15 protein-coding genes are annotated in these 21279 nt (G+C 70.7%); 8 read left to right on the forward strand and 7 right to left on the reverse strand.

Annotated elements, in window-relative coordinates; all coding sequences use genetic code 11:
- A partial coding sequence (locus tag ABZ717_RS04500) for a hypothetical protein (RefSeq protein WP_358505503.1) occupies positions 1-1454 on the reverse strand: 1454 nt, incomplete at its 3' end.
- Positions 1455-1800: 346 nt separating this feature from the next.
- Positions 1801-2397: a YbhB/YbcL family Raf kinase inhibitor-like protein gene (locus ABZ717_RS04505; protein WP_358505506.1), complete on the reverse strand. Its 597-nt coding sequence runs from the start codon at positions 2395-2397 to the stop codon at positions 1801-1803.
- 289 nt (positions 2398-2686) lie between these two features.
- Here ABZ717_RS04505 and ABZ717_RS04510 point away from each other — a divergent pair, with 289 nt between their 5' ends.
- On the forward strand, positions 2687-6013 hold the full coding sequence (locus ABZ717_RS04510; RefSeq protein WP_358505509.1) for a BTAD domain-containing putative transcriptional regulator: 3327 nt from the start codon (positions 2687-2689) through the stop codon (positions 6011-6013).
- A 77-nt stretch (positions 6014-6090) separates the two neighbouring features.
- On the opposite strand, the gene ABZ717_RS04515 is transcribed toward ABZ717_RS04510, so the two are convergent.
- Complete coding sequence (locus ABZ717_RS04515) at positions 6091-6921, reverse strand: ABC transporter permease (protein WP_358505512.1); 831 nt, start codon at positions 6919-6921, stop codon at positions 6091-6093.
- Positions 6918-7889, reverse strand: a complete 972-nt coding sequence (locus tag ABZ717_RS04520; protein WP_358505515.1) for an ATP-binding cassette domain-containing protein — start codon at positions 7887-7889, stop codon at positions 6918-6920. The genes ABZ717_RS04515 and ABZ717_RS04520 overlap by 4 nt, the downstream gene beginning before the upstream one ends.
- A gap of 275 nt (positions 7890-8164) precedes the next feature.
- Here ABZ717_RS04520 and ABZ717_RS04525 point away from each other — a divergent pair, with 275 nt between their 5' ends.
- Together ABZ717_RS04525 and ABZ717_RS04530 are read left to right on the forward strand one after the other, a co-directional pair.
- The gene (locus tag ABZ717_RS04525) at positions 8165-8752 is read left to right on the forward strand and encodes a PH domain-containing protein (RefSeq protein ID WP_358505518.1); all 588 of its coding nucleotides are present in this window, start codon (positions 8165-8167) and stop codon (positions 8750-8752) included.
- Positions 8752-10593, forward strand: coding sequence for a PH domain-containing protein (locus tag ABZ717_RS04530; protein WP_358505521.1), 1842 nt, complete (start codon positions 8752-8754; stop codon positions 10591-10593). The genes ABZ717_RS04525 and ABZ717_RS04530 overlap by 1 nt, the downstream gene beginning before the upstream one ends.
- Positions 10594-10684: 91 nt before the next feature.
- On the opposite strand, the gene sepH is transcribed toward ABZ717_RS04530, so the two are convergent.
- Entirely contained in the window at positions 10685-12145 is a 1461-nt protein-coding gene (sepH, locus tag ABZ717_RS04535; protein WP_358505524.1) for a septation protein SepH, read from the reverse strand.
- 573 nt (positions 12146-12718) lie between these two features.
- Between sepH and ABZ717_RS04540 the strand changes: the two genes are divergently transcribed.
- Positions 12719-13861 (forward strand): hypothetical protein, encoded by a 1143-nt coding sequence (locus tag ABZ717_RS04540; protein ID WP_358505526.1) that lies wholly within the window; start codon positions 12719-12721, stop codon positions 13859-13861.
- Between the two features lie 18 nt (positions 13862-13879).
- Here ABZ717_RS04540 and ABZ717_RS04545 read toward each other — a convergent pair whose 3' ends face one another.
- On the reverse strand, positions 13880-15178 hold the full coding sequence (locus ABZ717_RS04545) for a D-arabinono-1,4-lactone oxidase (RefSeq protein WP_358505529.1): 1299 nt from the start codon (positions 15176-15178) through the stop codon (positions 13880-13882).
- A gap of 133 nt (positions 15179-15311) precedes the next feature.
- Between ABZ717_RS04545 and ABZ717_RS04550 the strand changes: the two genes are divergently transcribed.
- Positions 15312-16343 carry a ferrochelatase gene (locus ABZ717_RS04550; protein ID WP_358505800.1) on the forward strand — a complete coding sequence of 344 codons (1032 nt, stop codon included), beginning with the start codon at positions 15312-15314 and terminating at the stop codon, positions 16341-16343.
- A 21-nt stretch (positions 16344-16364) separates the two neighbouring features.
- Here the strand turns inward: ABZ717_RS04550 and ABZ717_RS04555 are convergent, their stop codons facing one another.
- A complete protein-coding gene (locus ABZ717_RS04555; protein ID WP_358505531.1) occupies positions 16365-17213 on the reverse strand; it encodes an oxaloacetate decarboxylase in 849 nt (282 codons plus the stop codon).
- Between the two features lie 164 nt (positions 17214-17377).
- Between ABZ717_RS04555 and ABZ717_RS04560 the strand changes: the two genes are divergently transcribed.
- From ABZ717_RS04560 to ABZ717_RS04570, 3 genes are all read left to right on the forward strand, one after another.
- Positions 17378-18052, forward strand: coding sequence for a GntR family transcriptional regulator (locus tag ABZ717_RS04560; RefSeq protein WP_358505534.1), 675 nt, complete (start codon positions 17378-17380; stop codon positions 18050-18052).
- Positions 18053-18177: 125 nt separating this feature from the next.
- Positions 18178-20220, forward strand: coding sequence for a S9 family peptidase (locus ABZ717_RS04565; RefSeq protein ID WP_358505537.1), 2043 nt, complete (start codon positions 18178-18180; stop codon positions 20218-20220).
- A 183-nt stretch (positions 20221-20403) separates the two neighbouring features.
- Positions 20404-21216, forward strand: a complete 813-nt coding sequence (locus tag ABZ717_RS04570) for an inositol monophosphatase family protein (RefSeq protein ID WP_358505540.1) — start codon at positions 20404-20406, stop codon at positions 21214-21216.
- Positions 21217-21279 lie beyond the last annotated feature (63 nt).

Here is a 21279-nt window from a genome sequence, read left to right on the forward strand (position 1 = left end):
GTATCGGGGCGGGGTGGTGTGAGCCCGCCTTGGTGGCTCGGCCGGGTGTGGGTGCCGCTGTCGTAGGGGTTGCGTTGGTGGGTTCCGGTGTCGTACTCGGGTCGGGTGAAGGAGTCGGTGTCGTAGGTGGGGCGGCTGTGTTGGCCGGTGTCGTATTCGGGGCGGGGTGGTGTGAGCCCGCCTTGGTGGCTCGGCCGGGTGTGGGTGCCGCTGTCGTAGGGGTTGCGTTGGTGGGTTCCGGTGTCGTACTCCGGCCGGCCGAAGGAGTTGGTGTCGGCGAGGTCGGGAGCGTAGGGCCCACCCTGGAACGCCCCGGACGGGTAACCGCCGGTCAGCGGATCCGAACCCGGCCCGGGGGCCGGGTGGCCGGGCACGTTCGGGCCGCCCATGGGTTGACCGGGCGCGGGCATGGCGCCCGAGGGGCCACCGAGACCGGACCCACTCGGTGTGCTCGGCGTACCGGGCATGCCGTAGCCGTTCAGGTCGGAGCGCTGGTGGGCGCCGGTGTCCATGCTGGACCAGATCGGCGACCTGAAGTCTTCGCCGGGGTTGGGCCGGAAACCCGGGTCGAGCGGGTCGGAGGAACCCGACCCCGTCCCCAGGGGGGTGCGGTCCGAGCCGTAGGGGTCGGGAACGTCGCCCCCCTCGTTCAACCCGAGCCGCTCGGACTGGGTGAGCGGCTCACGCCCCTCGAAGGGGTCCCCCGTCGAAGGCGGTGGTGGGGTCCAACCGGTGCCCAGCGGATCGTCGGCGCGCACCCCGGAGTCGATGGGCGTGGTCGGCTGCGACGGGGGCAACCCCTGCGTGGGCGGAAGCGCCGACGGAGTGGGGCCCGAGTCCAGGGCGGCGGGACTGTGCCGCGGCTCCGGGTGTCGTGGTTCGGGGCGCTGGGGCGGCGGGGCGCCCGGGGGTTCACTGTGTCCGAGGCCGGCCAGCATGGCCAGGTCCGAGGCGCTTCCGCGCGGGACCCGGTCCTCGACCGGGGCGTCGACCATCGTGGGTGGGCCCTGATCCGGGTGGCCACCGCGCACGGGTTCGTCGTCGTAGTCCTCATAGCCGTCGACGTCCCCCGCGTCGTAGGCGTCGTCCCTGCCCCTGTCCCGGGGGCTCGTCTGCGCGGGCCCCTCGTCGTTCAGACTCGACCAGAAGTCGTTGTCGGAGAGCCCGTCGGAGTCGTCCTCCCAGTCGACCTCGCGTTGCCGCCGCCCCTTGGGCCGTCGCTCCGGCCTGCTCGGCCGGCGACCACGGTCCCCCTCGTCATCGCCGTCGAGGTCGGCCCGCCCTCGACCCCGGCCTCGGGCGGGCCGGTCGTCGCGATCGTCCTGGACGTCGTCGTCGTAGTCGTCGTCATAGTCGTCGTTCGAGCCGAGGCTGAGCGCCCGCATCCCCAGTAGGAGGAGCACCAGCACGGCGAGCACGACGATGACGGCGATGATGATGATGGTGACGGTCATGGTGTACGCACTACCTTGGGGAGGTCTGCCGCGTCCGGGGCGCACCGGGTGTCGGTCGGATGAGGACCGGCCGGGGGAGGGTAGCGCACTGGTTCCGGCCGATCGCGGGGTCGCGGACCCACTCCGCCTTCGCGAAGTGGGCGCCGAAGCCCCGCTGCGGTCTCGAACCGGGATACCGCGCGGCGGGTGGGCGGAAATCGGTCATCTGAAAAGGGGCGGGGGACACAGCCCTACTGTATGTGCTGTCGTGCGCTGTGTGCAGAGGGCAACGGGAGCTTCCTCGGTTCGTTCCCGGGCCGCTGGGGGGAAGGCGAGGCCGGGTGTGAAATGGCCGGTATGAGCTATTTCACCCGCTGTTGGTGATGAGGGAGCCCCTGGCCACGGCCTGCGCGGCGATGTTCTCCAGCGTCAGGTCCAGTGCCGCGCCCTCGGGCAGATCGAGGGGTTCGTTCAACGCGTACACCGTGAACCGGTAGGAATGCGTGTCGTCCTCCGCGGGGCAGGGCGCCCCGTAGGCGGCCTCTCCCGAGCTGTTCTGACCGATCTTGGCGTCGGCCGGCACGGTGTTCTGTCGAAGCTCCACCAGCTGCGGGTCCAGGTCGGTGACGACCCAGAACACGAAGGCGGCCTCGGGATCGTCGACCACCAGCGCGATGGAACCCACGTCGTCGGGCAGGCCCGACCAGCTCAACGGCGGGGAGACCGACTCACCCTCGGCTTCGCAGGTGTAACTGGCGGGCAGAGGCTGCCCCTCCTGCATCATCGGACTGATCACGTTGATGTCGGTGGGCATCTCGCCGCTCAGTTCCGTGTTGAGCACGCCACAACCGGTCGACGCGAGCAGGGCGGCCCCCGCTACGACGGCACCCGCACGGGCATCGGGACGGGTGCGGGGGGCGCCGCGTTCGGCGACGGTCCGGGTGAAAGGCAAGACCGGGAACAAAATGGGGCTCCTGCTGGACTTTCGGGCCATAAGGCGAGACTCGCTGTGCACCGGACCCGGCACACGGGAGGTAGGCCCCGGTACCCGTCGCGGTGGAACCGTGCGCGCGAGGGCCGTATCCGGCGCCGTCACACGGTCCTGAGCGAACCCTACTGTGGTCCGGCGAGCCCCGGTGACTCTCGGGAGCGGGTGCCGGGCCGGTCGATGGGGCCGGGACCGGGACCCCCATGGCCGATGGGCCTGTGGATAACCGAAGGCGTCGGTCCGGAGGATCGGTCATCATGAAGCCGTGTGGTTCTCCATTCTCGGTCCCCTTCAGGTGCTCGACTCCTCGGGCGAGCCCGTCGCCGTGGGCGGCGCCCGCCTGCGTACCCTGCTGGTGCTGCTCCTGCTCCGGCCAGGGCGCCCATCGGCCGTGGAGGAACTCACCGACGCCATCTGGGGCGAGGCCGTCCCCAACTCGGCGGGCAACGCCCTGCAGGCCCTGGCCTCACGCCTGCGCCGTGCCCTGGGCGAGGGGATCGGCCTGTTCGGTGACGGTGGAGGATACCGGTTGGACGTCACCCCCGAACAGGTGGACCTGCACGTCTTCGAGGACCTGGCCGGACGAGGCCGGGCCGACCTGACGGCCGGTCGATACGAACGGGCCGAACTCTCCCTGGACGGGGCCCTGGAACTGTGGCGCGGGCCCGCCCTGCCCGACCTCACCTCCCATGGTCTGGCGGAGGAGGTCGCCCTGCGCCTCGGGGAGTCCCATCGCACGGCGGTCGAGGACCTTCTGGAGGCCCGGGTCGCCCTCGGTCGGGCGACGGAGGCCCTGCCCAGGGCCGAGGCGTTGGCGTCCGGGGACCCGCACCGTGAACGCCCCGTCGAACTGCTCATGCGCGCCTTGGCCGGGAGCGGGCGCACCGCCGACGCGCTCGCCTGCTACGAGACCTTCCGGAGCCGGTTGGCCGACGAACTGGGGTTGGATCCCTCATCCCGGCTGCGACGGGTGCACCTGGACCTGCTGCGCGGAGAATCGACCCCGCCGCGCCCCGAGGGGGCCGCCGCTCGCGGGGCCCCCGACTCCGCGCCCGGAGGTGACGAACCGGGAGCCGGGCCGCTGCCGCCGCTCCGGCTGCCCCACCACCTGACCGAGTTCGTCGCGCGCGAGACCGAGGTCGAGGCGGCCGTCGACCGGCTCACCACCACCCGCGTGGTCACCCTCACCGGCCCCGGGGGCGCGGGCAAGACCCGCCTGGCCACCGAGGCCGCCGCGACCCTGGTCGAACGGTCACCCTCTCTGGTGGGCGAAGGAGTGTGGTGGGTCGAACTCGCACCGGTACGACAGGGGCAGGAACTGCCCGAGGCCGTCGCCGCCGCCCTCGAACTGCGCGAACTCAACGTCATCACGGCGCGCACCGGGGCCTCGCAGGTCACGCCGACGGACCGGATCGCCGCACGCCTGGGCCAACGTCCCTGCCTGGTGGTGCTGGACAACTGTGAGCACCTGATCGAGGAAGCCGCACGATTCGTCCGGACCCTCCTGGCCCGCTGCCCGGGTCTGCGAGTGCTGGCCACCTCTCGGGAGCCGCTCGGCCTGCCGGGTGAGGCCCTCCTTCCGGTCCCCTCGCTCGACCTGCCACCGGAAGGGGCCGACGTCGACCGGGCCCTGGACTGCTCGGCGGTGGAACTGTTCGTCGCCCGCGCGCAGGCGGCACACCCGGGGTTCGGCCTCACCCCCGGCAACGTCGACCACGTCGTGCGCATCACCCGTGAATTGGACGGTATGCCGCTGGCCCTGGAACTGGCCGCCGCCCGCCTTCGGGTGATGAGCCCCGGGCAGCTCGCCGAACGCCTCACCGACCGGTTCCGTCTGCTCACCAACGGAAGCAGGGCGGCGCTGCCTCGTCACCGCACCCTGCGGGCGGTGGTCGACTGGAGCTGGGAGCTGCTGGACGAGGCCGAACGTCGACTGTTGCGCAGGCTCGCCGTCTTCCCCGGCGGCGCCACCCTGGAAGCGATCGAACGGGTGGTGGCCGACCCCGACGGGGAACCGGGTCGGCTCGCCGGACAGGACGTGTGGACGGTTCTGTTCGCGCTGGTGGACAAGTCCCTCGTGATCGCGGAGAGACGCGCCGACGACGACGCGCCGCCCGCCTACCGGCAGCTGGAGACGGTCCGGGCCTACGGGTGGGAGCGCCTGGTGGAGTCCGGGGAGGAGACGCGGGTCCGCGACGCCCACGCCCTGCACGTGTTGGAACTGTGGCGGCGGGCCGACCCCGGCTTGCGCGGACCCGGACAGGTCCTCTGGCTGGACCGGCTCAGGGGCGAGGTGGACGACTGCACCACCGCCTTCCACTGGGCGTTGGAGAGCGGTGACGCCGAACTGGCCCTGGACCTGGTGGAGTACACCCAGTGGTACTGGACACTGGACGGGGCCTGGCGGCAGATCCATCGCTGGTCCGAGCAGGTACTGGAGCTGGTGGGGGAGAAGGTGCCGCCGGGGAGGGAGGTCGCCTACGCCGGTTGTCTGTTCCACAAGGCGGGAGAGATGGCCTCGGGGCGCGCGGTCCTGCTGGAACGCCTGGCCCGGGTGGAGGAGGTGTGCGAGGCCGGTGGGACGAAGGTCGAGCGGCATCCGGTGCTCATCTCCTGCCTGGTCTACCGGGCGATGACCGAGGGTGACCCAGACGGCCCCGCCCGGGCACGGGCGGAGATGGCTCTCCAAGGGCAGGAGGATCCCTGGGCCCGGGCGATGGTGTACCTGTCGCTGTCGATGCTCGACGCGGTCTTCGGTGACGCCGCCCGCTCTCGCGCACGGGCGGAGATCGCCCTGTCGACGATGCGCGAGTGCGGGGACGTGTGGGGACAGTGCAACGCCCTGGCCCAGCTCGTGGACGCGACGATGGCCACCGACCTGCAACGCTCCCGTGCATTGCTCCGGGAGGGCATCGACCTGGCCGAGGGCTCCGGGCTGGATGGGCTCGGCGGGCTCTTTCGCACTCTCATGGCCCAGATCCTGGTCGAACTCGGCGACACGGACGACGCCGCCCTCGAACTCGAAAGGATTCAAGCCGAAACGGCACAGGACGAGCACCGGGTCACCCATCACATGATCAGGATCCACTGGATGCAGGCCACCGGGGACTTGGCGGGGGCCCGACGGTTGCTGGAACGTACAGACCCCCTGGTTCGTGGTCTGGGCGGGTTCGCGCCGGTCTACATCGAACCCACCTGGCGCACTCTGTCCGCCGAACTCGCCTGGGCCGAGGGGGACGTCGAACGGGCCTGGGCCGAGGCGGGGCGGGCGTGGTGGCTCTCCCGCAACGGGTCCGACATGTCCGGGTTGGGCGCGTTGGAGATCCTCTCCCGGCTGACCGAGGACACCGATCCCCGATGGGCCGCGGAGCTGTTGGGGTACAGCGCTGGATTGCGCGGGGTCCTCAGAACCGCCTCCGCCAGGATCGAGGCCCTGCGTTCGCGCCTGGCCCGAACGTTGGGAGAGGCCGAGGTGGAGCGGTTGATCACCCGGGGGCGCGAGACGCCCAGAGCGCGGATCCTGGAGAAGACGGCGCGGTGGCTGGAGCCGATCGTGCCCGACGACGTCGACGCCGGAGACTGGCGCCGCTGAGCCCTGAGCCCTGAGCCCTGAGCCCTGAGCCCCGAATGTCCCGGTGGGCGGGACGTTCGGGTGGACACGGTGGTCCCTCAGGTGCGGCGCCGGTAGGCCCACACCGCCAGTGGGAAGAAGATCGCCGTGATGATGACCGACCACACCAGGGTCCAGGTCACCGGTCCGGCGACGTCGCCACCGATCATCAGCGCGCGCATGGCGTCCACCACGTGGGTGACCGGGTTGTTCGCGGCGATGGGCGCGAGCCAGCCCGGCATGTCGTCGGGTGCGACGAACGCGGAACTACCGAAGGTCAGTGGGAACAACAGGATCATCGCGAAGGACTGCACGGCCATGGGGGTGCGGGCGAGCATCCCCACGAAGGCCGACATCCAGCACAGCGCGAAGGCGAACAGCAGGATCAGGGCGGCGGCGACCAGCACACCGACCACCCCGCCCTCTGGTCGGAACCCGATGGCCAGTCCGACCAGCAGCACCATGACGACCGTGATGGCGTAACGGACGAGGTCGCCCAGGATCGCACCGATCAGCGGCGCCGAACGGGCGATGGGCAGCGAGCGGAAGCGGTCGAAGATCCCCTTCTCCACGTCCTGGCTCAGGCTGAAACCGGTGCCCATGGTCGCGAAGATGACCGACTGCGCGATGATGCCGGGCATCAGGAAGTCCCGGTAGGTCTGCCAGTCGCCCATCATCGCCTGACCGAAGACGAAGACGAACAGGGTCACGAACATGACCGGCTGCAGCATCAGCCCGAAGACCTCTTCGGGGTTGGCCTTGATCTTCAGCACGCTGCGCCAGGTGAGTTGGAGCCCGTTCTGCACGGTCACCAGCGGGCTGATCCGCTGTGGGATGTGCGGTACGGGTCCGGAGGAGGCGGCCGATGGCCGGGTGGTCACGGTGCTCACGGGCGAGCTCCCTCGGGGTCGTTGTCGGTCTCCGTGGCCTCGGCGGTGTGCCCGGTCAGGGCCAGGAACACCTCGTCCAGGCTGGGTTTGCGCAGGGACAGTTCACCCACGGCCACACCCTGTTCGTCCAGGCGACGGACCACCTCGGGCAGGATGGAGGCGTCGTTGACCGGCACGCCGGCCACCAGTCCGTCGCTGTTGACGGGGGCGCTCGTGACCGCCTCGATGATCTTGGTCGCCAGGGGCAGCTGAGCGCTGTCCACCGTGCGCAGCTCCAGGACCTGGTCGCCGGCCTGGTTCTTGAGTTCCTCGGGTGTCCCCTGGCTGATCACCTTGCCGTGGTCCAACACCATGATGTCGTCGGCCAGTTGGTCGGCCTCTTCCAGGTACTGGGTGGTGAGCAGCACGGTCACCCCGTCTCCCACCAGGTCACGGACCACGGCCCACAGGCCGTTGCGGCTGTGCGGGTCCAGACCGGTGGTCGGTTCGTCCAGGTACAGCAGCGCCGGGCGCCCGACCAGGCTCGCGGCCAGGTCCAGTCGGCGGCGCATGCCTCCCGAGTAGGTCTTGGCCGCGCGCCCGCCGGCGTCGGCGAGCCCGAAGCGCTCCAGCAGTTCGGCGGACCGGGTCCGGGCCTGGGCCCGATCGAAGCCCAACAGGCGGGCGATGAGCACCAGGTTCTGGGTCCCGGTCAGCTCGGCGTCCACGGCGGCGTACTGGCCGGTCAGGCCGATCTGTCGGCGCACTTCGTGGGGTTGGCGCACCACGTCGAACCCGCCGACGGTGGCGTATCCGCCGTCGGGGCGCAACAGCGTCGACAGGATGCGTACGGTCGTGGTCTTCCCGGATCCGTTGGGTCCCAGGACGCCCAGCACGGCCCCCGTCCTGGCGGTCAGGTCTACTCCGTCCAGGGCACGGGCGCCCTTGAACTCCTTGACCAGACCTTCCGCGCGAATGGCGTCGGTCATCAGGTTCCTCCGTTTCAGCGTCTGTCCTCAGTGTGCCGACCGGTGCTGACAGAACGCTGATATGTGCGTTCGTTCCTGACGCCCTGAAATGTCAGCTCCGGGTGTCAGGAGGTGCAGGTGTCCCGCTGTGGAAGGAACACCGGACCGGAACGAGCCCTTCCCCACGTCCCCTGCTTTCTCGGAGGACCTGGTGAGGGCGCCGGCCGATGGAATAGGGCGCGTGCCGGGGCCGGGGCCCAGCGGAGGCCTTGAAGATACGGCCTAGACTCGGGCGGGTGACGAACTTCCCGCCCCACGACGCCGTACCCCGGCCGGGGGAGACACCCGACCCAGCGGACCCGGGGACGGGCGTGGCCCGACTACGCCCGCCACTACGGAGGGTGAGCAGCCGGTCGATCGGGGTGTGGACGTTGCGCATGGCCTTCGGAGCGCTGTTCAACCTGGCCCTGATCAGCGCCGCGGCCTGGGCCCTGGGCAACTTCGCCTGGGGCTGGGTGCCGACGTGGGCGCACGAGAACGCCTGGGTCTTTCCCTCCGTCTACGTCCTGTACGCCCTGCTCAAGATCGCCATCGTGCCCTCATGGCGTTACCGGGTGCACAGGTGGGAGGTCAACGAGGACGTCATCTACACCCGCGCCGGCTGGATCAGCCGGGCCTGGCAGCTGGTGCCGGTCAACCGGTTGCAGACGGTCGACCATACCCAGGGCTGGTTGGAGCGGGTCTTCGACGTGGCCACGCTCCAGGTACGCACCGCCTCCTACGCCGGTTCTTCGACCATCGAAGGTCTGGACGCCGAGGAGGCGCGCCGGCTCAGTGAGGAACTCGCGGTGCGCGCCGGGGCGCTTCGGGACGACGCCACCTGATGGATCCACGACACGACCCCCACGAGCACCCCGAGACCCATCGACCCGAGACCGGGTCCGGTGGTTGGGTCGCGCCCGGCAGTACCTCCGGCACCCCTGAGTCCTCCGGGCCCGGCACACCTCCCTCGGGCCCGTACGCCCCCGTCGAGGGGCAGAGCCACTGGTGGCCCGCGCCCCCCGGAGCCCCCACCTTCGCCGAACCCGCCGGACCCGCTGGACCGGCTGGACCCACCCCACCAGGGGAAGAGGCTCCCCGTTCCTGGTGGGGTGAGGATCCCGCCGGCCAAGGCTCGCCCTTCGGAGCGGAGACCGCCCGCAGGCTCAGCCCGCGCACCCTGGTTGTCGGACCCATCATCCAGATCCGGGGCCTGCTGTTGCCGATCGCCGCCGGTCTGGTGGTCGGCGGGTTCAACCCCTGGATCCTGACCGCCACCCTGCTCGCGGTCTTGGGACTGCTCATCGGCGGGTTCGTCACCTGGAAGACCTTCCGCTACGAGATCGGCGAGGAACGCCTGGAGATCCGCAGCGGTCTGATCAGACGCTCCCGGCGCACCATCCCCCTGGAACGGGTGCGCGGGGTCGACGTCACCAGCAGCCTGCTGCACCGCATGCTGGGTGTGGCCGTGGTGCGCATCGAGGCCGCGTCGGGGGCGGGCGAGACCGAGGACGGCAAACTCGACGCGGTGGACGCCACCGAGGCCGAACGTCTGCGCACGGTCCTGCTGCACCGCAAGGCCGTGCTCAGCGGACGGAGCGAGGAGGCGGCCACCGTGGGGGAGGACGGCATCGCCTCCGCCACCGCCGCCACCGCCGGGGCGGGAGCCTCCGGGCCCGTGGCCGCGTCGGGCGAGGACACGGTCACCTACTTCCGGATGCCCCGGAGCTGGTACCTGTTCGGGGCGCTCAGCGTGGGCCACCTGGTGACCCCGTTCGTGCTCCTGGCCACCCTGTTCGGCATGGTCCAACAGTCCGCCGGGCAGATGGCCACCGACTTCCTCGTGGACTGGGTGACCAGTACCGATCGAGGCTTCCTTGTGGTGTTCGCCGCGGTGTCCGCGGGTGTGCTGGTGTTGTTGATGCCGGTCTTCGCGGTGGTCTCCTACGCCCTCACCCACTGGGGGTTCACGCTCCGGGGCCGGGACGGCTCCCTGGTGGCCGAACGCGGTCTGTTCACCCGCCGCAGCGTCACCCTGGAACGGCGCCGTATCCGCGGGTGCGAGCTACGGGACAACCCTCTCGAACGCACCCGTGGCGCGGTGCGACTGCGCGCCATCGTCACCGGGCTGGGAGACACCGCCAACCGTGCGGTCCTGCTGCCCATCGGACCCCGCCCCAAGGTGGAGGCGGTGGTCGACCGCGCCCTGGACCTGTTCCGAGGCCGGCTCACCCGTCACCCGCAGGCGGCCCTGTACCGGCGTTTCACGCGCGCCGTGCTGCCGTTCGTCGTGGTGGCGGCGGTGGCCCTCTACCTGGACCTGGTCTGGTTGACGGTCGCGGCCGGGGTGCTCGCGCTGCTAGGGGTGCCCTTGGCGGTGGACCGGTACCGGTCTTTGGGCCACGGCTATGACGGGGAACGGGTGAGCGTGCGCTCGGGTTCGTTGCAGCGCGGCCAGGCCACGGTGGAACGGTCGGCGGTGATCGGGTGGACCTGGACCCAGACGCTGTTCCAACGTCGCTCGGGGCTGGCCGACCTCCAGGTGACCGTGGGCGCCGGAGCGGGCGGTTACACGGCCCAGGACGCCTCGTTGGAGGAGTCGGTCGACTTCGCCGGGCGCATCACCCCGGAGATGGTGCGGCCCTTCCTGGTGGACGACCAGGGTCCACACCGGGACACCACCTGAGCCACGGGTTCCACGAGCCGGGAGGACCCCGGACGGGAACGAGGGGGCGATCACCGACCGGTGATCGCCCCCTCGCCTCGGCGGGTGGCGCCTACTCGTTCTTCTTCGAACCGAACATGATCTCGTCCCAGGAGGGAACCGAGGCGCGGCGTCCTCGCCCCTTGCGCTTGGGAGCGGCACTGTTCCCGGCGTTGGCCCCGGTGGCCCCGTTGGTGCCGCCCGCGGCGGCCGGGACCGGGGGCTGCTCGTCCACGGCTCGTCGTGGGGTGCCCTTGTCGTTGAGGTCGATGGTGGCGCGACGTCGACGCGGTCGCTCGGGTTCGGCCGCGGGCGGGGCCGGCTCGGGATCGGGAGCCGGTGCCGGCGCCGGACGCGCGTCCAGCCAGTCCGGGGTTCCCGGGGAATCGGGACGGCCACGCGTCTCGGACAGGTATCGGGGTTCGGGCTCCGGTTCGTCGAACACGGCCGAGGGGCGCACCGGTTCGGGCTCCTCGTAGCGTTCGGTCCGCTCCATGGGGTGCTCGACCGGGCGTTCCACCGGACGTTCGGCGGGCCGCTCGGGTCGCGTGGGCGGCTCCGCCATGGGGTGGCGCCGCGGTGGCTCGTTCCGCGAGAAACCGGGCATCGGGGCGGCGGGTGGTGCCTCCTGAGGTGTGTGCTCCGACCCGCGTTCGGGAGCCCGCTCCGCGGGGCGTTCGGTCACCCGCTCGGGCCGCTGACGCGTCGGGTGCCCGGGCTCCTCGCGGATCGGGACCCCGAACTGGTCCGTCTGCGGGGCCGGGCGCAGGGGCTCGTCCAACGGCGTGTCCTGCGCGGACGACAGGCGACGCGGAGCGATGTGCCCAGGGCGGCGCTCGGCGGCGGACTGTGCGTCCAGGCGGGGCAGGTCGGTGGTGGCCTCGTTGCGGCGCGGGGCGAACGGGGTGACGTTGGCCGCGGGCGAGGCCGGCGAGGGCTCCTCGAAGGAGAACCTGGCGGCCTCCTCGAAGGAGAACCTGGCGGCCTCCTCGTCGGCCGGAGCGACGGAGTTGTGTCTGGGCTCGTACAGCCAGTGGGCGACACGCTCGTCGCCACCCTGCAGGAAGACGAGCTTGAGTTGCCAGGTGCGATCCTCGCGCTTCCAGGAGTCCCACACGGCGTCGCCGGTCTCCAACTGGTGGGCGCCGATCCGCTTGGTGACGATCTCTTCCAGGGAGGGACCGGGTACGGCGTCGCCCTGGGCGCGCACGGTGGCGCGTTGGGCCTGTTGCGCGATGTACTCGCGCTCCTGGAGCACGGGTCCTTCGAACCAACGCACCCGTTCGATGGGTATCCCGGAGATCTCGGAGATGGCCTCCGCGGTCTCGCCGGACCGGATGCGGGCCTGGATTTCCTTGGGGCGCAACGGATTCTCCACTTCGATCTCGTACTGGCCGAGCCGGGAGAACTGGCCGCGTACGGCGGCTCGCAGGCGGTCGTCGACGGGCAGCATGAATCGGGTTCCACGACCGGTGCTGGCCAGCACCAGGTAGGTGCCGTCCTCGCTCACGGCCACGAGGCGAAGCTCGTGCATCGCCCTCCCTTTCACGTCCCGTCGAGGGTCGGTATAGACCGTCCCTCGCGTTCTCCAAGTCTGGTCGGCCGACAACTGTTCGGCCAGTACCGCGCCCGGCATGTCCGAACTGTGCCCGCCTCCCGGCCCGTGGTGGTCACCACGGTGGGAGTCGACCCCGGGTGCCCGGGGCCCTCACGGTCGCTTCCGTTGCCAATCTTGACACGGTGAGCCTTGCGCGACCGGGAGCGATCGTCGGTGAATGTCGCCGATCCCGTACGAAGGCTCCGCGGTGATGGTATCCCGCGTACCTCGAATCACCCCAGGCCTGGGAAAAACTCCGATTTCGGGCCAAGTAGAGACATCACCCATCTTATGATTCGCAACTCGACACGCCGATGGACGCCAGATGGTGATGCTTCTTATTTGATGGCGTTATCAGAGGCCTGCCCCCCTTAAGGTGAGGTATCCATCTATGGGCGTTATGTGAACTTTGGGGCCTACGGGGATATCTGCCCCACCACACGCCCATCCCATGCCATGACGAGTGTCCCGCCGCGCCCACGCGCGGCCGACGGAGGGGGACCGCACACCATGCCCAGACCGGAGTACGGGGGTGGGCCGAACGAGCGGGGTCGATCGACCGGCCGGGCCCATCGCGCGGACCATGACACGGAGGACGCCCGGGACGATCGACGCGGCGAGGACGACAAGGACGACAAGGGCAAGCGCATCGACCTGAGCGTGGCCCAGGTCGTGGGGGCCGGCATGGCCACCCTGACCGCGGCGACCGCCGCCTCCTACCTGAACGTCTACGGAACCGTCATCGGCACCGCCGTCATGGCCGTGCTCAGCACCAGCGCCACACCGGTGATCCAGCACTGGATCACCCGCAGCGGAGAACGGGCCAAGGGTCTGGCGGGGAAGGCCAAGCATCCCCACGACGCTCCTTTCGCGGAACGGCCGGAATCGGCCATCGAGAGGGACGACCTCGGCGCCACGGCCGCCTTCCGGGCCCCCGCGGTCTTCCAGGACCCCGAAGACGCCACCCGGACCATGGCCATGCCCTCCCTGGGGCACGATCTGCCCGGTCGGACCCTGGCACACGGATTCGGAAATCCCGCCGACCCGGATCGGCCCCATGACCCGGTCCCGGGCGAGCCGACCGAACTCCTGCCCTCGGTAGGGCCCCGCGACCGCTCCGGCGCCGTGGCTTCGGACACGACCGGGGAAGGGGGAACACGCCCCAAGCGTGGCCTGCGCGCCGTCCTCATCCCCGCCGGAGTGGTGTTCGTCCTGGTCATGCTGGTCGTCCTGGCCTTCGAGTTGCTCACCGGGCGCTCCCTGACCGCCTGGACCCAGGGCCAGGACGAGCCGACCTCGCCCTCCCTGCTGGGTGGTCAGTCCGCCCCGGCCCACCCCGGGGAGGACGACGAGGACGATGAGGACACCGACACCTCCGAGAGCGACCAGGGGCCACAGGAGGAGGGGACGGAAACCGCCCCCGGAACGGGGACCGAGGAGCCGGCCGAACCCGGAACGACCCCGGGCGACCAGGGCACCGACACCCCGACCGTGCCCACCGACCCGGCCGAACCGCCGGCGGAGGAACCCGAACCGGAACTGCCCGAGGAGCCGGCCGAACCCGGACCGGGCGACGGCGGCCAGGGAGGGGACGCCCCGCAGGACGGCGCTCCCCAGAACGGCGCCCGGGGCGAGTCCGCGCCCACGGGCTGATCACCCGCCGACCACGGGTCAGCCGAACACCCGGTCCAGGTAGGCGTTGCCGAAACGGCGGTGCGGGTCCACTCGATCCCGCACCGCCAGGGCGTCGCCCAACCGCGGGTAGACCCCCTCCAGATAGGCACGGTCGCGGGTGTGCAACTTGCCCCAGTGCGGGCGTCCGCCCACCGACGTGAACAGCGCCTCCAGGTCCGCGAAGTACTCCCGGTAGGGCGTCCCCTGGTACATGTGCACGGCCACGTAGGCGCTCTCGCGCTCATGGGCGGTCGACAGCCACACGTCGTCGGCGGGGGCGAAGCGCACCTCCACGGGGAAGCTCACCCGATGGTCGCCGCGATCCACGATCGAACGCGCCTCGCGCAGGACGTCCGCCACGTGTTCGGCGGGGATCGCGTACTCCATCTCCACGAAGCGTACGTTGCGCACCGAGGCGAACACCTTGTGCGAGACGTCGGTGTAGGAGCGCGCCGACAGCGCCCGGGAGCTGATCTGGTTGACCGTGGGGACCGTCGCCGGGAAGCGACGGCACACCCGGTTGACCCGTTCGAAGACCCGGTTGGACAGGAACTCGTCGTCCAACCACGCCTTGAACGGAGCCAGGGGCCGGGGCGGGCCTTCGCTGATGTTGTTGCGCTTGGTGTTGGTGTTGCCCGTGTGCGGGAACCAGAAGAACTCGAAGTGGTCGTTGTCGGCGCGTAGCTCCGGCAACCGCTCCAACACCTCGTCCAAGGGCATGGGCACCTCCTCGGCCCGCAACAGGAAGGCCGGGCGCACCGCGAAGGTCAACGCCGTGACGACGCCGAACGCGCCCAACCCCACCCGGGCCGCGTGGAACAGGTCCGGTTCGTGTTCGGCCGAGCACTCCACCACCGAACCGTCGGCCAGGACCATCTCCATACCGACCACCTGGCTCGCCAGGCCGCCCGCGTCCCGCCCGGTGCCGTGCGTCCCCGTCTGGACCGCGCCCGAGGCGGTCTGAACGGCGATGTCGCCCATGTTGGCCAGTGCCAGACCCCGCTCGGCCAGGGCGTCGTTGAAATCGCACAGGGGCGTGCCCGCGGCCACGGTGGCGGTACCGGCCACGGGGTCGACCGAACGCAATCCGGTCAGGGAGGTGGGGGAGAGCAGTAGCCCGTCGGTGATGGCCACGTCCGTGAAGGAATGACCCGTACCGACCATACGGACCCGCAGGTCCTCGGCCGCCGCGGTGATCACCGCCGCCGCGACCTCCTCGGTGCCGCCGGGGGTCGTCGTCCGACGGGGGCGGGCCTGGTAGGTGTCGGCCCAGGTGTGCCACAACACATCAGTCATGCGGCGACATTACCGACCGGTCACTTATGTGACCAGAGTCTTGAGTGGAGCTGGTCACTTCCAGGCCGCAAGTCCCACGACATGGGGTGGGGGCGGATCCGGGCGGGCCTCGGAAACTGGTTACATGAACAGCATGAGGCCTTACGACGCGTTTTTGCTGATCTCCTTCGGTGGACCGGAGGGCGAGGACGAGGTCATCCCGTTCCTGGAGAACGTCACCCGCGGGCGCAACATCCCCCGCGAAAGGTTGGCGGAGGTCGGTGAGCACTACTTCCTGTTCAAGGGAGTGAGCCCGATCAACCAGCAGTGCCGGGACCTGCTCGCCGCCATCACCACCGACTTCACCGAACAGGGCATCGACCTGCCCATCTACTGGGGCAACCGGTTCTGGGCGCCGATGCTCACCGACACCCTGGCGCGGATGAGGAAGGACGGTATCCGCCGCATCCTGGCGATGCCGACCTCCGCGTACTGCAACTGGTCCAGCCGGACCGCCTACCACGAGGACATCGAGCGAGCCTTGGCCGACCTCGGCCCGGACGCCCCCGAGGTCGAGCTGATCCGTCCCTTCTACGACCACCCCGGGTTCATCGAACCCCTGGTCGAACACGCTCGCGCCGCCCTGGAGGAGCTGCCCGCCGACAAGCGTGCGAGCGCGCACCTGCTGTTCTCGGCGCACTCCATCCCCATGACCATGGCCGAGGCCAGTGGCGGTCCAGGGCAGACCTTTGGGCCGGAGGGCGCTTACGGCGCCCAGTTGGCCGCGGTGGCCCGCCTGGTCGCCGAACGGGTCGGTGGGGACCACCCCTATGAGGTCGTCTACCAGTCCCGCAGCGGTCCGCCCGGTCAACCCTGGCTGGAGCCGGACATCAACGACCGGCTGCGGGAACTGGCCGACGAGGGCGTGGGCGCGGTGGCGGTCATTCCGCACGGATTCGTCTCCGACCACATGGAGGTCAAGTTCGACCTCGACGTCGAGGCGCGTGAGACGGCCGAGGAACTCGGCGTGGACTACGCGCGCGCTCTCAGCCCGGGTACGCACCCGGCGTTCGTGTCGATGGTCTCCGACCTGGTGCGCGAGTACACCGAGCAGGGCGAGGAACGGCGGCTCACCTCCCTGCCGCGCTGCAACGAGGGCGGTGGCCGGTGCTGTGAGCGGCACTGACCCTCACGGTGTCGGCCGGGGTCAGGTCCCAAGTGCGAGGTAGTCCTCGGTCCGGACGATCTCCTCGCGCTCGGCGAACGACGCCAGTTCGTCCGCGACGGCCGAGCTGTCGCCGTCCCGGACGATGGCCTCCAAGGTGCGCTGGGCGGCCCTGATCACCGCCCGCTGGAGGTCGGAGGGGATGATGACGAGGCGGTACCCCAGCTCGGCCAGGCGCCGCTTGGACACGAGCGGGGTCCTGCCCCCGTGGAACATGTTGATCAGCTTGGGCTCGGGGATCTCCCCGGCGATCAGCTCGATCTGCTCCACGCTCTCCGGAGCCTCCACGAAGATGACGTCGGCCCCGGCCTCCAGGTAGGCGCGCGAACGTTCCAGCGCGGCCTCCACGCCCTCCGAGGCGATCGCGTCGGTACGGGCGATCACGACCAGGTCGGGGTCGGTCCGCGCGTCCAGCACCGCGCGTAGTTTGCCGACCATCTCGGCGGTGGGGACCAGTGACTTGTCGTCGAGGTGCCCGCAGCGCTTGGGGAAGGTCTGGTCCTCCAGATGGAGCCCGGCCACCCCCGCGCGCTCGAACAGTCCCACCGTGCGGACCGCGTTGACGGCGTTGCCGAATCCGGTGTCGGCGTCGGCGATGACCGGCAGCGAGGTCACCGCCGTGATCTGGGCCAGCCGGTCCGCGACCTCCGTGACCCCCAGTAGCCCGATGTCGGGCACCCCGTGGCCGCGCGCGATCGCGCCGCCACTGGCGTAGAGCAGCTCGGCCCCGCTCTGTTCGGCCAGTCGGGCGGTGAGCCCGTCGAAAACCCCCGGGGCGACGTGGGTGCCGTCCCCGTCGAGCAGTGCTCGCAGCCGTGTGGTCGCTCTCATCCTCGGGCCCTTCTCAGCGATTCGGTACCGGCACGGCGGGCCTGGTGATCGACCCGCCCATGGGCTGGATACCGTTTGTATACAATCCGGGAAGAGCTTGGCGGCCCACGTGGAACGATGTCAAGCGGCACGGCGATGGTGGATCTCGGGAACGGGGAGCACGGGTGGGACAGGGCGATCTGGTGTACGAGCGGCTGCGCGAGGAGATCGTGGAGTGGGAGCTGGCCCCGGGCACGCACCTGAACGAGACCCGGCTGGCCGAGCGCCTGGGCGTGTCCAGGACGCCCTTGCGCGAGGCTCTGCGTCGCCTCACCAGGGACGACCTGGTACGGATCAGTCCGGGCCGGGGCGCCTTCGTCACCGAGATCGCGCTCCAGGACATCGTGCACCAGTTCCAGATGCGCGAGGCGCTGGAGACCTACGCCGTACGGCTGTGCGCCCGCGCCTGGGAGCGCTCGGTGTTCGCGGAACTGGCGGGGGACTTCCGCGAGTGGGAGACCCGCTTGGAACAGGCCGGCGAGGGCGTCGACGACACCGACTACTACGCGCTCACCGACCGCCTGGACACCGCGGTCTCCGAGAACGCCGCCAACCCCTACCTGGCGGACTCGCTCACCTCCGTCCGCCGGCACCTGCGGCGGCTACGCCGACTCGCGCGCCGTACGCCCGAGCGGATGGTGCTCAGCGCCCGTGAGCACGCCCGGATCTGCCGCGCCGTCCACGAGGGGGCCGAGGACGCCGCGGCCCGGGCCGCGGCGGAGCACGTCGACAACAGCCTGCGCCACATCCTCGGGGTCATGGGCGGCGTCGCGTCGGGTGGTGCGACCGTACCGTCCTGAGGGTGTGGGTCAACGATGTTGACCACCTCTGAGGTGGGAAGACGGGAAACCCGGTGGTGATGCGGGTCACCGCGGACGATAGGGTCGTCCCCGACCACAAGTCGACGGTTTCAGGAGTATCTGTCTTGGTTCGTTCCTGGTATGAACTGCCGGAGTACGTCCGTCTACGCCGCGTGAACGGGCTGCGCCTGTCCCCGGACGGCACCCGCCTCGTCGCGCCCGTGAGCGACATCGCCCCGGACGCAAAGTCCTTCCGCAGCGCGCTGTGGGAGATCGACGTCGCTCCGGAGTCCGAGGGCGCGGGCGCGCCCAGACGACTGACCCGTTCCACCAAGGGCGAGTCGAGTGCGGAGTTCCTCCCCGACGGTTCGGTGCTCTTCGGTACCGGACGTCCCGACCCCGAGTCCGCCTCCGAGGACAAACCCAAGGCGGCGCTGTGGCTGTTGCCCGCCGACGGTGGCGAGGCCCGTCAGGTCGCCTCGACCCACGGTGGCGTCGGTGCCTTCGGGATCGCCCGGGACAGCGGCCTGGTCGCCTTCACCGGCCGGGTGCTGCCTCGCTCACAGGACCAGGAGGCCGACTCCGAGGCCCGCAAGGCGCGAGAGGAGGCCGGGGTCACCGCGATCCTGCACGAGGCCCTTCCGGTGCGCTCCTGGGACAGCGACGTCGGTCCCGACCACCCCCGCCTGTTCACCGCCACCCCGCCCGAGGACGAGGACTCCCGCCTGGGCGAGCCCCGGGACCTCACCCCCGACGCCGGCATGGCCCTGTTGGGCTCGGCCCCGGAGGTGTCGCCCGACGGCTCCACCGTGTACGTGACCTGGTCGGTGCCCACCTCCAAGGGAGCCGGCCGCAGCGAGGTCGTGGCCATCGACACCGCCACCGGACGACGCCGCACCATCGCCGGTGGCCCCGACGAGGCACTGGAGTTCGGGTCCCCCTCCATCTCCCCGGACGGCGCCCGTCTGTTGGTGTACGCCGACTCCGAGGGCGAGTACCACGGAGAGCCCCGTGACGCCACCCTCTGGATCGTCGACCCGGCCACCGGCGAAGGTCGTGACCTGCTGGAAGGCCACGAACTCTGGCCGCGGGACTACGCTTGGTCCGCCGACTCGAACACGGTCTTCCTCGTCGCCGACCAGAACGGCCGCCGCCCCGTGTTCCGCGTGGACGTGGCCTCGGGCGAGCTGACTCGTCTGACCGGCGACCACGGCGCCTACAGCGAACTCAACCCCTCCCCGGACGGCCGCCACGTCTTCGCCATGCGCGACGCCTGGGACCACCCGCCCGCGCCGGTACGCCTGGACGCCGACGTCACCGACGGCGAACCCACCTACCTGCGCACCCCGGGTTCGGAGTTGTCCATGCCGGGCACGCTCACCGAGATCGAGACCACCGCCGACGACGGCACCCGGATCCGCTCCTGGCTGGTGCTGCCGGAGGAGGCCTCCGCCGACTCGCCCGCCCCGCTCATGCTCTGGGTCCACGGCGGCCCGTACATGAGCTTCAACGGGTGGAGCTGGCGTTGGAACCCGTGGCTGCTCGCCGCCCGAGGCTACGCCGTGCTGCTCCCGGACCCCGCCCTGTCCACCGGTTACGGCCAGGACATGCTGCGCCGCGCCTGGGGCAAGTGGGGGCCGCGCACCCACGCCGACGTCATGGCCATCACCGACGCCGCCGAGGCGCGCGAGGACATCGACGCCGAGCGCACCGCCATGATGGGCGGTTCCTTCGGCGGTTACATGGCCAACTGGATCGCCGGGCACACCGACCGGTTCAAGGCCATCGTCTCCCACGCGTCCCTGTGGCAGCTGGACGGTTTCAGCGGCACCACGGACTACCCGCCGGTCTGGGAGAGCGAGTTCGGTACGCCGCTGGATCGACCGGAGCGTTACGAGCTCAACTCCCCGCACCTGCACGCGGACAAGATCCGCACGCCCATGCTCGTCATCCACGGCGACAAGGACTACCGGGTGCCCATCGGTGAGGGCCTGAAGCTGTGGCGCGACCTCCTCCTGCACGAGGTCGAGGCCAAGTTCCTGTACTTCCCCGACGAGAACCACTGGATCCTCAGCCCGGGCAACGCACAGGTCTGGTACGAGACGATCTTCGCCTTCCTGGACCACCACGTCCACGGCAAGGAGTGGGTCAAGCCCGACCTGCTCTGACCCTGCTCGCCAGGGCCGGGTGAACGACCGGCGGGGCCCGGTGGACGGAGAGTCCACCGGGCCCCGCTTCGATGTTCCAACGGTGTTCCAATGGTGCCCGGGGCCGGAGGATCCTCGCCGCGTAGGGTGCCAGGAGAGTGCCCGGACAGCCGCGTTCGGGGCCCAGAACGGAAGAGGGCAGCAGTGAGCACCAGCCAGTCCCCACACGACCGAGGGAAGCTGCGGGACCTGGCCGTGGCCGTGGCCGCGGAGGCCGGGGAACTCGCGGCCAAGGGACAGGAGGGCATCACCGTCCTGGACACCAAGTCCAGCCCGACCGACGTCGTCACCGAGATGGACCGGGCCACCGAGGAACTCATCCGCGACCGTTTGCTCGCGGTCAGGCCGCACGACGCGATCCTGGGTGAGGAGGGCGGTGGTGTCGAGGGCACCAGCGGGGTGCGCTGGGTGGTGGACCCCATCGACGGCACCGTCAACTACCTGTACGGCTCCCCGGACTGGGGCGTGGCGATCGCCGCCGAGATCGACGGGGTGGTCGTGGCCGCGGCGGTCGGCGTCCCCTCCCGCGGGCAGATGTTCGAGGCGGTCCTGGGCGGAGGGGCGCGGCTGGACGGTCGCGCGTTGCGCGCCCCGGACGCGGTGCCGCTGGACCAGGCCCTGGTGGCCACCGGGTTCGGGTACTCGGCGGGCCGACGGGTCCACCAGGCGCGGGTGCTGACCGAGGTGGTGGGGCACGTGCGCGACATCCGACGGATCGGAGCGGCCTCTATCGACCTCACCGGCCTGGCGGTGGGGCGCTGCAACGCCTACTACGAGCGGGGCCTGAACCTGTGGGACTGGGCGGCGCCCGGTCTGGTCGCCACCGAGGCGGGCGTGCGCCTGGGAGGTCCCGGGGGCGGGCCGCCCTCCGAAGACCTGGTGATCGCCGCCCGACCCGGCCTGTACGAGCGGCTCGACGCGCTCTTGGCGCCGTTGGGCGCCGACACCGACGGCTGACGGCCGACGGTCCTCACCGGACACAAGGGACCCCGGGCGGATCACGCCCGGGGTCGAAATGTT

Source organism: Nocardiopsis sp. NPDC006832, assembly GCF_040635885.1.
In the GTDB taxonomy this organism is placed as follows: domain Bacteria; phylum Actinomycetota; class Actinomycetes; order Streptosporangiales; family Streptosporangiaceae; genus Nocardiopsis.

Bases quoted from the DNA above. Each gene is read 5' to 3' on its own strand.
- ABZ717_RS04520 (WP_358505515.1), bottom strand. From the start codon at position 7,889: ATGACCGACGCCATTCGCGCGGAAGGTCTGGTCAAGGAGTTCAAGGGC.
- ABZ717_RS04530 (WP_358505521.1), top strand. From the start codon at position 8,752: ATGGATCCACGACACGACCCCCACGAGCACCCCGAGACCCATCGACCC.
- sepH (WP_358505524.1), bottom strand. From the start codon at position 12,145: ATGCACGAGCTTCGCCTCGTGGCCGTGAGCGAGGACGGCACCTACCTG.
- ABZ717_RS04540 (WP_358505526.1), top strand. From the start codon at position 12,719: ATGCCCAGACCGGAGTACGGGGGTGGGCCGAACGAGCGGGGTCGATCG.
- ABZ717_RS04545 (WP_358505529.1), bottom strand. From the start codon at position 15,178: ATGACTGATGTGTTGTGGCACACCTGGGCCGACACCTACCAGGCCCGC.
- ABZ717_RS04550 (WP_358505800.1), top strand. From the start codon at position 15,312: ATGAGGCCTTACGACGCGTTTTTGCTGATCTCCTTCGGTGGACCGGAG.
- ABZ717_RS04555 (WP_358505531.1), bottom strand. From the start codon at position 17,213: ATGAGAGCGACCACACGGCTGCGAGCACTGCTCGACGGGGACGGCACC.